Annotated in this window: 14 protein-coding genes; 7 read left to right on the top strand and 7 right to left on the bottom strand. The window is 74.2% G+C overall.

All coding sequences use genetic code 11. From position 1 onward, the window contains the following. Positions 1-154: 154 nt before the first annotated feature. A complete protein-coding gene (locus tag AB0G13_RS04125) occupies positions 155-787 on the bottom strand; it encodes a GyrI-like domain-containing protein (protein ID WP_357868598.1) in 633 nt (210 codons plus the stop codon). Further along, positions 771-1304, bottom strand: a complete 534-nt coding sequence (locus tag AB0G13_RS04130; RefSeq protein WP_357868601.1) for a PadR family transcriptional regulator — start codon at positions 1302-1304, stop codon at positions 771-773. Before AB0G13_RS04130 ends, AB0G13_RS04125 begins: the two co-directional genes overlap by 17 nt. A gap of 131 nt (positions 1305-1435) precedes the next feature. On the opposite strand from AB0G13_RS04130, the gene coaE reads away from it, so the two are divergent. Further along, a complete protein-coding gene (gene coaE / locus AB0G13_RS04135) occupies positions 1436-2617 on the top strand; it encodes a dephospho-CoA kinase (protein WP_357868604.1) in 1182 nt (393 codons plus the stop codon). Positions 2618-2621: 4 nt separating this feature from the next. Here the strand turns inward: coaE and AB0G13_RS04140 are convergent, their stop codons facing one another. Next, positions 2622-4085: a hypothetical protein gene (locus AB0G13_RS04140; RefSeq protein ID WP_357868607.1), complete on the bottom strand. Its 1464-nt coding sequence runs from the start codon at positions 4083-4085 to the stop codon at positions 2622-2624. Positions 4086-4384: 299 nt separating this feature from the next. On the opposite strand from AB0G13_RS04140, the gene uvrB reads away from it, so the two are divergent. After that, positions 4385-6493 (top strand): excinuclease ABC subunit UvrB, encoded by a 2109-nt coding sequence (gene uvrB, locus AB0G13_RS04145; RefSeq protein WP_357868610.1) that lies wholly within the window; start codon positions 4385-4387, stop codon positions 6491-6493. 139 nt (positions 6494-6632) lie between these two features. Continuing rightward, positions 6633-7493: a helix-turn-helix transcriptional regulator gene (locus AB0G13_RS04150; RefSeq protein ID WP_357868613.1), complete on the top strand. Its 861-nt coding sequence runs from the start codon at positions 6633-6635 to the stop codon at positions 7491-7493. Between the two features lie 7 nt (positions 7494-7500). Here AB0G13_RS04150 and AB0G13_RS04155 read toward each other — a convergent pair whose 3' ends face one another. Continuing rightward, a complete protein-coding gene (locus AB0G13_RS04155; RefSeq protein WP_357868616.1) occupies positions 7501-8259 on the bottom strand; it encodes an SDR family oxidoreductase in 759 nt (252 codons plus the stop codon). Positions 8260-8395: 136 nt separating this feature from the next. Next, positions 8396-8689 carry an antibiotic biosynthesis monooxygenase gene (locus tag AB0G13_RS04160; protein WP_121400645.1) on the bottom strand — a complete coding sequence of 98 codons (294 nt, stop codon included), beginning with the start codon at positions 8687-8689 and terminating at the stop codon, positions 8396-8398. 99 nt (positions 8690-8788) lie between these two features. Here AB0G13_RS04160 and pnuC point away from each other — a divergent pair, with 99 nt between their 5' ends. The 3 genes from pnuC (at position 8789) to AB0G13_RS04175 (ending at position 11942) form a co-directional block, all read left to right on the top strand. Then, a complete protein-coding gene (gene pnuC / locus AB0G13_RS04165; protein ID WP_357868620.1) occupies positions 8789-9442 on the top strand; it encodes a nicotinamide riboside transporter PnuC in 654 nt (217 codons plus the stop codon). Then, positions 9439-10602, top strand: coding sequence for an AAA family ATPase (locus AB0G13_RS04170; RefSeq protein ID WP_357868624.1), 1164 nt, complete (start codon positions 9439-9441; stop codon positions 10600-10602). Before pnuC ends, AB0G13_RS04170 begins: the two co-directional genes overlap by 4 nt. 338 nt (positions 10603-10940) lie before the next feature. After that, positions 10941-11942 carry a TerC family protein gene (locus AB0G13_RS04175; RefSeq protein WP_357868627.1) on the top strand — a complete coding sequence of 334 codons (1002 nt, stop codon included), beginning with the start codon at positions 10941-10943 and terminating at the stop codon, positions 11940-11942. A 67-nt stretch (positions 11943-12009) separates the two neighbouring features. Here the strand turns inward: AB0G13_RS04175 and AB0G13_RS04180 are convergent, their stop codons facing one another. Further along, the gene (locus tag AB0G13_RS04180) at positions 12010-12933 is read right to left on the bottom strand and encodes an NlpC/P60 family protein (RefSeq protein ID WP_357868630.1); all 924 of its coding nucleotides are present in this window, start codon (positions 12931-12933) and stop codon (positions 12010-12012) included. A 52-nt stretch (positions 12934-12985) separates the two neighbouring features. Beyond that, positions 12986-14083 carry a dipeptide epimerase gene (locus tag AB0G13_RS04185; RefSeq protein WP_357868633.1) on the bottom strand — a complete coding sequence of 366 codons (1098 nt, stop codon included), beginning with the start codon at positions 14081-14083 and terminating at the stop codon, positions 12986-12988. A 206-nt stretch (positions 14084-14289) separates the two neighbouring features. On the opposite strand from AB0G13_RS04185, the gene AB0G13_RS04190 reads away from it, so the two are divergent. Then, positions 14290-15087, top strand: a complete 798-nt coding sequence (locus AB0G13_RS04190; RefSeq protein ID WP_357868636.1) for a tyrosine-protein phosphatase — start codon at positions 14290-14292, stop codon at positions 15085-15087. Positions 15088-15095 lie beyond the last annotated feature (8 nt).

Genomic DNA, 15095 nt, shown 5'->3' on the forward strand with positions numbered 1-15095 from the left:
GATCGCCGGGGGCGGGGCCCTTCGCCGTTCCCTGACCTGCCCGCCCGCCCCGCGTCGCCGGCCTTCAGGGCGCTCGCGGTCGTGGCGGGTGGCCCGCCGCGCCGGCCGGGGCGGCGGGGAGGAGCGCGCGGGTGAGGGTTGGCCGCCGTCGCACCTACGCGATCGCGGCGGCGATGGCGACTGGTTGCCTCAGGATGGTGCGCTGCCGCTCGGGTGCGACCCGGCGGAAGTCGCTGAGGTAGATCTCGTGGTGTCTGCCCACCATCCGCAACCCGTTGCCCGGCACGAACTCACCGTGCAGCCGCGCCAGCACCTCGGCTTCGTGGTCGAACGAACCGACGTGCAGCGTCTGCACGCACCGCCCCTCGGACAGCGTCTCCAGACGGATGTCGTCGAGCCGCGACGGGCGGTTGCGGGCCCCGGCCTGCTCCACGGCGGCGGTGAACATGTCCCGGCCGACCCAGTCCGGGACCATGATCATCAGCGTCCAGTCCCACCGCGACTTGTCGCGTTCCACGGTGAAGGAGGCCATGTCCTCGGCCCACCACAGGCCCTCTAGGGGCGGCACGACGTAGTCGCGTCCGAGGTCTCCTCTGCTGGCGAACTTCAGCTTGTAGGCCACCGGGTAGAGGGCTTCGACGGCGGCGGTGAACGCCGGTGAGGTGTTCGGGTCGCCGTGGCCGTCGACCATGAGGTACTGCATGTCGGGCACGTCCACGAACCGGAACTCGCCTCGTCTGGCCTGGTAGGCGTCGACGGCCTTCTTGAAGTCAGTCTTCTCCGTCATGCGGCACCTGGGCTCGGGTGGCGAGCCACTGCCTTTCTGCCTCCAGGAGGCTCAGTGAGTACGAGAACACCTCGCGCGCCGGTCGCGGGAGGGGGGCCTGCGCCTGCTGCGCCACCTGGACCGCCCCGATGCGGGCCTCGACCCGCGCCAACCGGGTGCGCAGCGCCCGTGCGTACTCCCGGTCGGAGAGCAGGGGCAGGTTGGCGATCCCGACGAGAAGCGGGTGCCGGGCCGGCTGCGGTTCCTCGATGAGGGCCAGCGCGGTGCGCGCCGCGACCTCCCGGCCCTCGACGGTGGCGTGGAACACCCGGCGGGACTTCGGGGCGGCGGGGGCCTCGGGCACGTGGACGAGGCCGCGCTTCTCCAGCTTGGCGAGCAGGTAGTAGATGGAGGAGAACCCGACGTCGGACCACTGCCGGATGCCGCGTCGCTCGATCACCTGCTCCAGGTCGTAGCCGTGCCGGGCGCGTTCGATGATCAGGCCCAGCACGGTCAGCTCGGCGGGGGTCAGCTCCACGGGCATATCCTATTACTAGGATAGGGGCTCCGGCGGGCGGGTTCCGCCAGGGGTTCGGTCGGGCCGCGGCGGGTGCCCGGACGAGGTGCCCCGGTGCCGGCGGCGCGGCGGTGATCCGGTTGACTGGTGTCGTGCTGAAGGTGGGACTGACCGGGGGAATCGGGTCCGGCAAGAGCGCCGTGGCGAGGCGACTGGCCGAGTGCGGCGCGGTGGTGATCGACTCCGACCGGGTGGCCCGGGAGGTGGTCGCGCCGGGCACGGAGGGGCTGGCCGAGATCGTCGCGGCCTTCTCCGACCGGGTCCTCGACGCCGACGGCGCCCTGGACCGGGCCGCGCTGGGCGCGCTGGTCTTCGCCGACGAGACGGCGCGCTGCCGGCTGGAGGCGATCACCCACCCCCGCGTACGGGCCCGCTCCGCCGAACTCGTCGCCGCGGCGGAACCCGACGCGATCGTCGTCAACGACGTGCCGCTGCTGGTGGAGGTCGGGCTCGCGCCCACGTACCACCTGGTGGTCGTCGTGCAGACGGAGGTGGCCACCCGGTTGGCGCGGCTGGCCCGCGACCGGGGGATGGACCGGGCGGAGGCCGAGCGGCGGATCGCCGCGCAGGCCGACGACGCCCGGCGCCGGGCCGCGGCGGACGTGCTGCTGACCAACGACGGCAGCCTCGCCGACCTGCACGCGGCGGTCGACGCGCTGTGGCGCGAGCGGCTGCGGCCCTACGAGGCGAACCTGCGCGAGCGGCGGCCGGCCCGGTCGGACCGCGTCGCGCTGGCGGAGGCCGACCCGACCTGGCCGCAGCAGTACGCGCGGCTGGCCGCCCGGATCCGGCACGCGGTCGCCCCCGCCGACCTGCGCATCGACCACATCGGCTCGACCGCGGTCCCGGGGCTCGCCGCCAAGGACGTGATCGACATCCAGCTCACCGTCCCGACCCTCGCCGACGCGGACGGGCCGCTGGCCGAACGGCTCGCGGCGGCGGGATTCCCGCGCCTGCCCGGCGAGTGGTGGGACAACCCCCGTCCGCACGGCAGCGGCCGGTGGGAGAAGCGCCTGCACGGCAGCGCCGACCCGGGCCGCCCCGTGCACCTGCACGTCCGCCCGGCCGACTCGCCCGGCTGGCGGTACGCGCTGCTGATGCGCGACCACCTGCGTGCCGACCCGGACCAGCGGGCGGCCTACCTGGTGCTGAAGCGGGAGCTGGCAGCCTCCGCCCCGGACAGCGTCACCTGGACCACGGCGAAGGACCCGTGGTTCGACGAGGAGCACCTGCGCGCCGAGCAGTGGGCGGCGCAGACGGGCTGGCGTCCCTGACCGGTCAGCGGCCCTCCATCGGGGTGCGCGGCGCCGGGGCGAGCCGGGGCACCGTGGCGGGCGTCAGGTCGAGCTGGGCCCAGGCGCCGGCGCGGGTGCGCAGCTCCAGGCGGCGCAGCGCGCCGGCCCGGTCGATCCAGTAGCGCAGCAGCCCCCGGGGCGTGCGCAGCTCCACCACGTCGACGGTCTTCCCGGCGACGGTGTCGCCGCGCACCCGCAGGGCCGTGCCCCGCCCGCCGGGCGATCCGGCGGCCCGCAGCGTCGCGTCGAGCAGCACGCCCAGCTCGCCCGCGCGCTGCGGGTCGGCGCGCCAGCCCCGGGCGGGCGGCGGCAGCGGCGGCCGGCCCGGCGACTCCACGGCGCCCGGAACCGTCGCGGCCGGCACCTCCGCCCGGCGTACGCCGGTGCCGTCGGCGCGCAGCAGCGTCCGGCGGTCCGGCACGTCGAGGTCGGCGACGGTCACGTACGCGGCCCGCCCGCTCCAGCTCACCCAACCGGACCCGCGCAGGTTCGTGGCGGCGTCGACGGGCGCGGTCAGGGTCACGGCGGCGCCGCCGCGGGCGCGGAGCCGGGCGGGCAACCGGTCCAGCCGACCCCGCTCGGCGGTGGTCAGGGCGCGGGGCTGCCCGGGACGGCCGCCGAGGGCGTCGACCGGCCGCAGCGTGGGCCGGTCGGTCCGGTTCAGCAGTACGGTCACCGGTCCGACGCCGGCCAGCGCGGTCTCCAGCCGGTGCAGCCGGGCGTCGTGGTCGAGCCAGTAGCGCGGCTGCCCGTCCGGCGGCGAGGGTGGGGCCGACGCGCCCGGACCGGGCGGCGGCGCCTGGAGGATGTCGACCGGTGTCGCCCCGACCGTGGCGCCGCCGACCCGGCGCGCGGCGTCGGCCGGCGGCTCCGGGCGGTCCGCGGCGAGGCGGAAGAGCAGGTCGAGCACGGCGGCCAGCCCCCGCCCGGCGGGCGGGTCGTGCAGCCGCCAGCGGTCCGCCGGCGGCACCAGCGGGGGCGGCGCGGGGGTCGGCACCGCCGTCGGGTCGGGACGCAGCAGGACCATCGTCGGGGTGGCCTGGAGCAGCCCCCGCTCGGCGCCCGCGCCGGGCCCGCCGACGTCGAGGTAGACCAGCGGCCGGGACCAGTCGACCCAGCCGACCAGTTCGGTGCGCGCCGCGCCGGTGCCCGCCGTCAGGCGCACCCCGACGCGCAGGTCGCGGTAGTTGGTGACCCGCATCGCGGCCAGCCGCTCACGCTCGGCGCCGGTCAGCGCCCGCGGCTGCTCCGAGCGGTCGGGCGCCCAGCTCAGCAGCCCCACGACCAGCGCGGCGGCGGAGAGCACGGCCACGGCCGCGAGCACCAGCAGGACGGTGCGTCGCCGGCCGGTCACCACCCGGGGGATGCCCCCGGTGTGGGCGTCGTCGTGCGGCGGGGGGCCCTGCGGCGGCGGTGTCGGGCCGGGACGGGCGGCGGAGGTCTCCACGGGAGGTTGAACGGGATTCGCCCCCGTGGGGTGACGAGCAGGGGCGCTCGCGGCGGCCGGTCAGCGCCTCACGCGCGACCACGTCGGGTGCGCACGCCGGGCATGCCGGGTGCTGCGACCCCGGTGCCGGGGGCGGGCCGGCCGTGACGGCCTGGCCACCTGCCCGGTCGGCCGCCGCGAGCGGCCTACACGGAGAGCGTAGTCCGGTGAGATGCGCCACACAATGCGAATATTGAAGCCGATCACGGACCGGGCGTAGTCGCGTCGCGGTGTCGGACCCCCGGCGTACCGTGGTGGGCATGGCGCTCGACATTCCCCGGCTCGACGGCCGTTTCCAGGTCATCAGCGAGTTCCAGCCGGCCGGCGACCAGCCGGCGGCCATCGACGAGCTGGAGCGTCGGGTCCGACGCGGCGACCGCAACACCGTGCTGCTCGGCGCGACCGGCACCGGCAAGAGCGCCACCACCGCGTGGCTGATCGAGCGGGTGCAACGGCCGACGCTGGTGCTGGCGCCCAACAAGACGCTCTGCGCGCAGCTGGCCAAGGAGTTCAGCGAGCTGCTGCCGCACAACGCGGTCGAATACTTCGTCTCCTACTACGACTACTACCAGCCCGAGGCCTACATCCCGCAGACCGACACCTACATCGAGAAGGACTCCTCGATCAACGAGGAGGTCGAGCGGCTGCGGCACTCGGCGACCATGTCGCTGCTCACCCGCCGCGACGTGATCGTGGTGGCGACCGTCTCGGCGATCTACGGGCTGGGCACCCCGGAGGAATACCTCGACCGCGCGGTGCGGGTCGCGGTCGGGCAGGAACTCGACCGCGACCAGCTGCTGCGCCGGCTGGTCGACATCCAGTACACGCGCAACGACATGGCCTTCAACCGGGGCACCTTCCGGGTCCGCGGCGACACGCTGGAGATCATCCCGGCCTACGAGGAGCTGGCCGTCCGGATCGAGCTCTTCGGCGACGAGGTGGAGAAGCTCTACTACCTCAACCCGCTCACCGGCGACGTGGTCAAGGAGGTCGACGGGCTGGTGATCTTCCCGGCCACCCACTACGCGGCCGGGCCGGAGCGGATGGAGCGGGCGATCCGCGACATCGAGGCCGAGCTGGCCGAGCGGCTGGCCGAGCTGGAGCGGCAGGGCAAGCTGCTGGAGGCGCAGCGGCTGCGGATGCGCACCACCTACGACATCGAGATGATGCGGCAGGTCGGGTTCTGCTCCGGCATCGAGAACTACTCGATGCACATGGACGGCCGGCTGCCGGGCAGCCCGCCGCACTGCCTGCTCGACTACTTCCCCGACGACTTCCTCACGGTCGTCGACGAGTCGCACGTGACCATCCCGCAGATCGGCGGCATGTACGAGGGCGACGCGTCCCGCAAGCGGATGCTGATCGACCACGGCTTCCGGCTGCCCAGCGCCGCCGACAACCGGCCGCTGCGCTTCGACGAGTTCCTGGAGCGGGTGGGCCAGATGGTCTTCCTCTCCGCCACGCCCGGCCCGTGGGAGCTGGAGCAGGCCCAGGGCGAGTTCGTCGAGCAGGTGATCCGGCCCACCGGTCTGATCGACCCGGAGGTCGTGGTCAAGCCGACCAAGGGCCAGATCGACGACCTGATGCACGAGATCAAGCTGCGCACCGAGCGCGACGAGCGGGTGCTGGTCACCACGCTGACCAAGAAGATGGCCGAGGATCTGTCCGACTACCTCCTGGAGAACGGCATCCGGGTGCGCTACCTGCACTCCGAGGTCGACACGCTGCGCCGGGTGGAGCTGCTGCGCGAGCTGCGCAAGGGCGACTACGACGTGCTGGTCGGCATCAACCTGCTCCGGGAGGGTCTCGACCTGCCGGAGGTGTCGCTGGTCGCCATCCTCGACGCCGACAAGGAGGGCTTCCTGCGCAGCGGCCGGTCGCTGATCCAGACCATCGGCCGGGCGGCCCGGAACGTCTCCGGTCAGGTGCACATGTACGCCGACAAGATCACCCCGTCGATGGCCGAGGCGATCGGGGAGACCAACCGGCGGCGGGACAAGCAGATCGCGCACAACGAGGCGCACGGCATCAGTCCCGAACCGCTGCGCAAGAAGATCCACGACATTCTCGACGACATCTACCGCGAGGCGGAGGACACCGAGAACAGCCGCGTCGGCGGAGCCGTGCGGCAGCTCTCCCGGGGCAAGGCGCCGGTCAAGGAGACCCGCAGCCGGAGCCGGTCCGGCGGCGCGGGGCCCGCGCGGGAGGGCATGGCCCGGGCCGAGCTGGCCCAGCTCATCCAGGAGCTCAACGACCAGATGCTGGCCGCGGCCCGGGAGCTCCAGTTCGAGCTGGCCGCCCGGATCCGCGACGAGGTCGCCGACCTCAAGAAGGAGCTGCGCGGCATGGACGCCACGGGCGTGAAGTGAACTGCCCGAGCCCGCGCCCCGCCCGGGGCGACGAGGGCTGGCCGGCACACGCGGCGACCGGTCTCTGATTGCGGTACGCGAGCGGACTATTGCGCTCAGTGATCGTCCTGCGTACTCTCCCTCGATGGGGAGGCTGGGGATGCCGTTGTCAACGAGTCCGGTCATTCGTCGCGCCCGGCTGGGCGCCGAGCTGCGTCAGCTGCGACGACGGGAGGCGCTGACCCTGGAACAGGTCTGCGACCGGCTGGGTTGGGCCTCCACCTCCAAGCTGTCCCGCATCGAGCTGGGGCAGAGCCGGCCGGACCTGGCCGACGTGCTCGACCTGCTCGACGTCTACGAGGTGCCGCCGCCGCAGCGCGACGCGCTCATCGTCATCGCCCGCGACGCCGCCACGAGCCGGGGCTGGTGGAAGGCGCTGGGGGAGATGGGCGAGCGGCAGCGCACCTACGCCGAGCTGGAGGCCGGCGCGGCGAGCATCGTGGACTGGCAGCCCGCGATCGTGCCGGGGCTGCTCCAGACCCCGGCGTACGCCCGGCTGCGGCTCGCCGCCGGCCAGCTGCTCGACCCCGCCCTCGACGTGGACGCCGACGTGCGCGCCCGGGCGCTGCGGCACGAGGTGCTGCGACGGGCGGACCCGCCCCGTTACACGGCGCTGCTCGCCGAGGCCGCCTGCGAGGCCGGCGACACCCCGCCGCAGGTGTGGCGGGAGCAGTTGCGGCACCTGGTTGACCTGGCGGCCCTGCCGCACGTGACGATCCGGCTGCTGCCCCGGGGCGTCGCCGCGCGGGGCGGGGCGCAGCCGCTGACGCCGTACTCCTGCTACTCGTTTCCCGACCCGGCCGACCCGCGCACGGTGATGCTGGAGGCGCTGACCACCGACGTGCGCCTGGTGACGGCGGCCGACGTAGACCGCTACGAGCAGCTCACCGGTTGGCTGCTGGACGTGGCCCTCGGCCCGGAGGAGACGGTCGCGGCGCTGGACCGGCTCGCCGCCGACTGAGCCCGCGTCACCCGTGGCGGCGGAAACCGCCCTCCGAGTCGATCACCTGGCCGGTGATCCAGTCGGCGTCGGGCGAGCAGAGGAACCGCACCAGCCGGGCGGCGTCCTGCGGGGTGCCCCAGCGCCCGCCCGGGAAGAGCTTCGCGACCTCGGCGTACGCCTCAGGGGAGGCGTACCCGGTGTCCGTCGGGCCGGGGTGGACGCAGTTGACGGTGATGCCCCGCGGCATGAGCAGCGGCGAGAGCTGGAAGGTCGCGTTCTCCACCGCCGCCTTGCTGACCGCGTAGGCGAGGGTCTGCGGCATCGGGCCGAGGCGCTGGCCGCTGGAGAAGAGCACCAGCCGGCCGCCCCCGCCGGCGGTGAAGGCCTCGGCGAACGCCTCGGCGAGCAGCAGCGTGGCCCGCACGTTGACCAGCAGGTGCCGGTCGATCTCGGCCGGGTCCAGCGCGCCGAACGGGGTGTCGGTGCAGTACGCGTGCACGGCGACCACCGCGTCGAGCCGGCCGTGCCGGCGCAGCGCCTCGCCGACCAGGTCGGCGGGCGCCGCCGGGTCGATCAGGTCGGCGCGGACGTGTGCGGCGTCGCCCAGCTCGCCCAGCAGGGCCGGCACGCCCTCGGGATCACCGCCGTAGGGCTGGGCGTCGTCGAACTCCGGCAGGCCGGTGAGCAGCAGCCGCCAGCCGTCCGCCGCGAGGGTGCGGGCGACTGCCGCGCCGATGCCGATGCGCCGACTCACGCCCGTCACGAGGGCCACCCGTTGCGTCATGGGGGCCAGTCAACCGGGCCTGGTGCCCGGGGGCCAGCGGTTATCGCCGCGCGGCAACCGGGCCCGGCGCCCCCGAGCCCGTCGGGACCGGCGGCCGGCGCGTGCACGGCGCAGCCTAGGGCAGGGGTACGACAGCTCAGGCCGGCACGTCCACGAAGTGCTCGACCAGCGGCGGGTTGGCGAAGTGCGGGCCGATCAGCGCCCGCCACTGCGCGAAGCGCTCGGTGGCGCGGAAGTTGTCGGTGTGCGCCTCGACCGAGTCCCACTCGACCAGCAGCACGAACCGGCTCGGGGACTCGACGCCCCGGGTCATCCGCACCGACCGGCAGCCGGGCGTGCCGGCGAGCACCGGATGCCCCTTGGCGTACGCGGCGGCGAACTCGTCCTCGTGTCCCGGCAGTACGTCGATGAGCGCGACCTCAAGCACCATGACCGGAAGCCTTTCACGCCGCCGCGCGGGCCGGACGCCGTGGGGGCCTGTTCCCGCAGGCTGGGCGGATCTAGGGTGGCGCGCGGAAAGGGGAGGCGGATGGTCGACTGGCTCACCGGCACGGCGTTCACCGTGGCGGGCACCGGCACCACCTGGGCGGAGCTGCTGGGCTTCGCCACGGGGGTGCTCAACGTCTGGCTGGTGGCCCGGCAGCGGATCGCCAACTGGCCGGTCGGCATCGCCAACGTGCTGCTGCTGATGCTGCTGTTCTGGACGGCCGGCCTCTACGCCGACGCCGGCCTCCAGGTCGTCTACGTCGGCCTGGGCCTGTACGGGTGGTGGGCGTGGCTGTACGGCGGCGAGCGGCGCACCCGGCTCACCGTCGGCCGGACGGGTCGCGGGGAGTGGTGGGCGCTGGCGGCGGCGGGCGTGGTGCTGACGGGCGGGCTCTGGGCGTTGCTGGACCGGGCCACCGACTCCACCGTGCCGCTGCCGGACGCGCTGACCACCGCGCTGTCGCTGCTGGCCACGTACGGGCAGACCCGCAAGCGGGTGGAGAGCTGGTGGCTGTGGATCGCCGCTGATCTGGTCTACATCCCGCTGTACGCGTACAAGGGGCTGTACCTCACTGCGGCCCTCTACGTGATCTTCCTCGGGCTGTGCGTGCTCGGGCTGCGCGAGTGGCGGGCGGACCTGCGGCGCGGCGCCGCCCCGGCTCCGGTGCATCCCGGTCCGGCCCCGGCGGCGGCGTGAGCGCCGGGCCGGCGCCGACCGACGGGTGCCCGGCGGCGGGTGCCGGCGGCGGCCCGCCGCGGTCGCCGGAGTTCCGGCACGCGATGGTGGTGGGCAAGTTCTATCCGCCGCACGCGGGCCACCACGCGCTGATCGAGGCCGCCGCCGCCCGCTGCGCGGCCGTCACCGTGGTGGTCGCGCCGTCCCGCCGGGAGTCGATACCGCTCGGGCTGCGGCTGGACTGGCTGCGCGAGGTGCACGCGGGCACGCCGTGGGTCCGCTTCGTCGGGCGGTACGACGACCACCCGGTGGACTACGCCGACCCGGAGGTCTGGGACCTGCACTGCGCGGTGTTCCGGGAGGCGCTGGGCGGGGCACCGGTGGACGCCGTCTTCTCCTCCGAGGCGTACGGCGAGGAGTTGGCCCGGCGGTTCGGCGCGGCGTCGGTCTGCGTGGATCCGGGGCGGCGCGGCGTGCCCGTGTCGGGCACGGCGGTGCGCGCGGACCCGGCGGGCCACTGGGGCCGGCTCAGCGCGCCGGTGCGGGCGTGGTTCGTCCGGCGGGTGGTGGTCCTCGGCGCGGAGTCGACGGGCACCACCACGATGGCCGCCGCCCTCGCCGCGCACTACGGCACCCGCTGGGTCCCGGAGTACGGCCGGGAGCTGACCGCGCGGAAGCTGACCCGGCTGCGCGAGCGGGATCCGGCGGCCACGGTCTTCGACGTGGCCTGGGACCGCGACGACTTCGCCGAGGTGGTCCGGGAGCAGCAGGCGGCGGAGGACGCCGCGGCGCGATCGTGCGGCCCGCTGCTGTTCTGCGACACGGACGCGCGGGCCACCGCCGTCTGGGAGGAGCGGTACCTGGGGTCGACGTCGGCACGGGTGCGCGCGGCGGCCCGGCGCCCCGCGCTGTACCTGCTGACCGACCACGTCGGGGTGCCCTTCGACGACGACGGGCTGCGCGACGGCGAGCACCTGCGGGCGTGGATGACGGGACGGTTCCGGGCGGAACTGGCCGGCTGCGGCGTGCCGGTGGTGGAGCTGACCGGCCCGCACCGGCGGCGGCTCGCCCGGGCGGTGGCCGCCTGCGACGGGGTCCTCGCGGCGGGCTGGCCGCTGGCCGACCCGTTGGTGGCGCCGGGCCAGGAGCCGGCGCGCGGGCCGAGGAGCGACGCCGCCTAGTACCTAGCCTCCTAGGATGCTCACGGGGGGTGTACCCCGTCACGCCGTTCGCGATAGATGCTCGCGAGTGGGAAAGGACACCGACCGCCCGGGCTGCGGTCACTCGCCGCCATGGGCAACAATGACGGGCGAAGGAGGGGAGTATTCCCCCGCGACGGAGTCGTCAGCACGGTCGAGCGCCGATCCTGGATGCGCGACCCGGCCCCGTCGGTCGCCGCCCTCGCGGGCGGCGACGGAAGAGACCTCCGACAGCCACCAGTGTCAGCGTCGCCGGCACACCGCGCCCACCGAGGGCGTACGGTGTGCCCGTCGTTGCGTGTCTGCCGGAGGAATGAATCTTGGACGTGTCCGGACTGGTCTGGGCGGGGACGCTCGTCGCCCTGACCGGGATCCTGCTCGTGGATCTGCTGATCGTCGGTCGGCGACCGCACGAGCCCAGCGTGCGTGAGTCGAGCCTCTGGGTCGGCTTCTACGTCGCCCTGGCCCTCATCTTCGGCGCCGGCCTCTGGCTGACCTCCGGGGCCAGCGCGGCCGGGCAGTTCTACACCGGCTGGCTGACCGAGTACAGCCTCTCGGTCGACAACCTGTTCGTCTTCGTGATCATCATGGCCCGGTTCGGGGTGCCCCGGCAGTACCAGCAGAAGGTGCTGCTCATCGGCATCGTGCTGGCGCTGGTCATGCGGGGCGGTTTCATCGCGGCCGGCGCGGCGCTGATCTCCCAGTTCTCCTTCGTGTTCTACGTCTTCGGCGCGTTCCTGATCTACACCGCGATCAACCTCGCCCGGCAGGGCGAGCCCGACGAGGACGAGTTCTCCGAGAACCTGCTGATCCGGTGGAGCCGCAAGGCGCTGCCGATCTCCCGGGACTACGACGGCGCCAAGCTGACCACCCACACGATGAAGGGCAAGCGGATCTTCACCCCGATGCTGATCGTCATGATCGCCATCGGCACCACGGATCTGATCTTCGCCCTCGACTCGATTCCGGCGATCTTCGGCATCACCCAGGAGCCGTACCTGGTCTTCACCGCCAACGTCTTCGCGCTGATGGGCCTGCGGCAGCTCTACTTCCTGCTCGGTGGCCTGCTCAACCGCCTGATCTACCTCAGCTACGGCCTGGCCGTGGTGCTCGGCTTCATCGGCGTCAAGCTGGTGCTGGAGGCCCTCGCCGACAACAAGCTGCCGTTCATCAACGGCGGCGAGCACGTCTCCTGGGCCCCGCACATCCCGATCTGGCTCTCGCTGACGATCATCCTGGGCACCCTCGCGGTGGCCACCGTGGCCAGCCTGGTCAAGTCCTCCCGGGACCGGCGGCGGGTGCTCACCGACGCCCGCCACTGAGGCGTACCCGACGCGACGAAAGGGGGCGCTCCCGGCCGGGAGCGCCCCCTTTCCGTGTCGTACGCGGTCAGACCCGGTGCACGCCGACCAGGGTGGCGGTGCGCTCGTCGGGCAGCCGCTCCTCCAGCACCCGCCGCTGCACGTAGCAGGCGTGCAGCATCCGCCGGTCGTCGCCGGGGCGCGGGTCGGCGGTGACGATGCCGATGTGGTGGATCCGGCGCCCCGGCCGGGCGAAGAAGTAGAGGTCGCCGGGACGTTCCGCGCCCATCGGCACCGGCGTCGTCGCCGCCGCCTGGTCGTCGGCGTCGCGCGGCAGCAGCACGCCGAGCCGCCGCCAGGCCAGGTGGACCAGGCCGGAGCAGTCGATGCCGTACGCCGACACCCCGCCCCAGATGTAGACGACGTCGACCAGTCGCTGGGCGACGGCCAGCACCTCCTCGGCCGACGGGGGCGTGGTCGGCACCGGCACCGCGTCGCCGCCGGGCAGCCAGAGCGGCGCGGCGTGGCCCGGCGCGTGCACCGGTTGCCAGCCGTCGACCGCCGGCCCGGCCGGGATCAGCCGGGTGCCGAGGACGATCCCGGGGAGCACCTCGGCACCGTCCGGCGCGTCGCGCAGCGCGGTGACGGTGGCGTCCACCACGAGCGGGTCGGCGTCGGCGGTGCCGGCGGCCGGGGCGAGCTGCTCGGTGGGCAGCCAGCCGGGGTAGCCGCGCGGGTGCAGCCGGGGGGCCGGCTGCTCGACCGCCACCACGTGGGCCCAGCCGTCCGGGCGCAGCTCGGTGACCAGCACCCGCTCGCCGAGCAGCAGCTGGCTCAGCACGCAGTCGCCGACCTGCTGGTCACTGTCCATGCCCGAGATCCAGGCCGCGATGTCGGTACGCGGGGCCAGGGCGGGACCGTCGACGGGTCGTACCGCCTCGGGGCAGCTCCAGAGGGTCGCGACCGCGACCCGGACCACGGCCTCGCGGCCCGGTTGCAGCTCCACGTCCACCCCCAGCTCCCACCGAATGTCCCCGCGACCATATGAAAGTTTCCGACGGGCATCAACTACTAGTCTGCATCTTTGCTTCAGTAACGGAGCTGATGCCGAGACCCGGGGCGTCCGGCAGCACGACGGTCGCGCCGTCGTACCGCAGGCCGCCGCGCACCGGGGACCAGGCCAGCCACCAGGCGGCGTCCAGGTCGGCCACAGCGGTGGTGCCGTAGGCGCCGACCAGGCTCGCGGCGGCGCCGATGCCCACCTGGCTCTCCATCATCGATCCGACGACGGTGCCGAGGCCGTGCGCGGCGGCCAGGTCGAGCAGGGTCCGGGCCGGGTGCAGGCCGCCGCACTTGGCGAGCTTGACGTTGACCATGTCGGCGGCCCGGCGGCGGATCACCTCGACGAGGTCGCGGACCCCGAAGACCGACTCGTCGGCGAGGATCGGCACGTCCACCCGGTCGCTGACCCAGGCCAGCCCGTCCAGGTCCCAACGGGGGACCGGCTGCTCGACCAGCTCCACGTCCAGCCCGGCGTCCTCGACGCCACGGATGACCCGGACCGCCTCGCGCGGGGTCCAGCCCTGGTTGGCGTCGAGCCGGATGCGGACGCCGTCGCCGACTGCGGAACGCACCGCGCGGACCCGCTCCAGGTCGCCGGCGGCGTCGGTGCCCACCTTCAGCTTGAGCACGCCGAAGCCCTCCGCCCGCCGCTGCCGGGCCGCCGCCGCCAGGTCCACCGCGTCGCCCGCGGCGAGCGTGACGTCCGTGGGCACCCGCAGGGCCGTGCCCCCGAGCAGCCGCACCAGCGGTACGCCGAGCCGCCGCGCGGCCAGGTCGTGCAGCGCGACGTCGACGGCCGCCTTGGCCGCCTCGTTGCCGACGACCGCCCGCTGCACCTCGGTGCAGCGGGCCACCAGGTCGTCGGCGTCGCGACCGGTGAGCGCCGGGCCGATCAGCTCGCGGACGCACGCCTCGGAACCGGCGACCGACGCACCGGTCACCTGCCACACCTGCGGCGCCTCGCCGTAGCCGGACCGGCCGTCGGCGTCGACGACCTCCACCACCAGGGTCTCCACGGTCGTGGTGCGGCGCAGCGCGGTGACGAACGGAGTGTGTAAGGGGGCGGAGAGCCGATGGGTGCGTACCGCGGCGATCGTCATGTGCGGCACCCTATACGGGCACGGGCAGGCGAAGGGGAGGCCGAGCATGAGCGAGCGGAGCGAGCGAATCGTCGGGTGCAGGGCGGTGGTGCCTCATGGCGGCACGGAGCGGAGCGGAGTGCCGGCATGAGCGAGCGGAGCGAGCGAATCGTCGGGTGCAGGGCGGTGGTGCCTCATGGCGGCACGGAGCGGAGCGGAGTGCCGGCATGAGCGAGCGGGACTGGGATCTGGTGGGCGCGCCGAACGCGCGGGACCTCGGCGGCCTGGTCGGCGCCGACGGCCGGAAGGTGCGTCCGGGGGTGCTGATCCGCACCCCGGCACTGGGTCGGCTGACCGACGAGGACCTGCCGGTGCTGGCCAAGCTCGGCCCGGCCTGCGTGGTCGACCTGCGGGACCACTCGGAGACGGCGGTCGCCCCGCCGGACCGGCTGCCCGGCGAGCCGCGGGTGGTGCACCTGCCGGTGCACGACGCCGAGCACCCCGTCTTCACGTACGTCTCGGCGGTGCTGCTCGGGCACGACCTGGGCGCGTACGAGGCCCTGGTGGAGCAGGGCACCCCGGCGGCGATGGCGGCGATCTACCGCTGGTTCGTCAGCGGGGAGTCGGCACGGGCGAACTTCGGTGCGGCGGTGCGGCTGGCGGCCCAGGCGGAGAACCTGCCGTTGGTCTACCACTGCTCGGCGGGGAAGGACCGGACCGGCTGGTTGACGGTGTTGCTGCTCAGCGCGCTCGGTGTGGACGAGGCCGCGATCCGGGCGGACTACCTGGCGAACAACCGGCTGACCGAGAGCCTGCGGGAGGTTCTCCTGGAGGCGATGCGCCGCCGGCTGCCGGGGCTCGACGTCGAGGCGGTGCGGCCGGTGCTGGAGGTGCGCGAGGAGTACCTGGACGCCGCGTACGCGGAGGTGCGCCGGGCGCACGGGTCGTTCGGGGCATACCTGCGCGACGGCCTCGGGGTGACCGACGACGTCGTGGCGGCGCTGCGGGCGCACCTGCTGGAGTGAGGCGTCAG

This window comes from Micromonospora sp. NPDC023633 (genome assembly GCF_040640035.1).
Lineage (GTDB): Bacteria > Actinomycetota > Actinomycetes > Mycobacteriales > Micromonosporaceae > Micromonospora.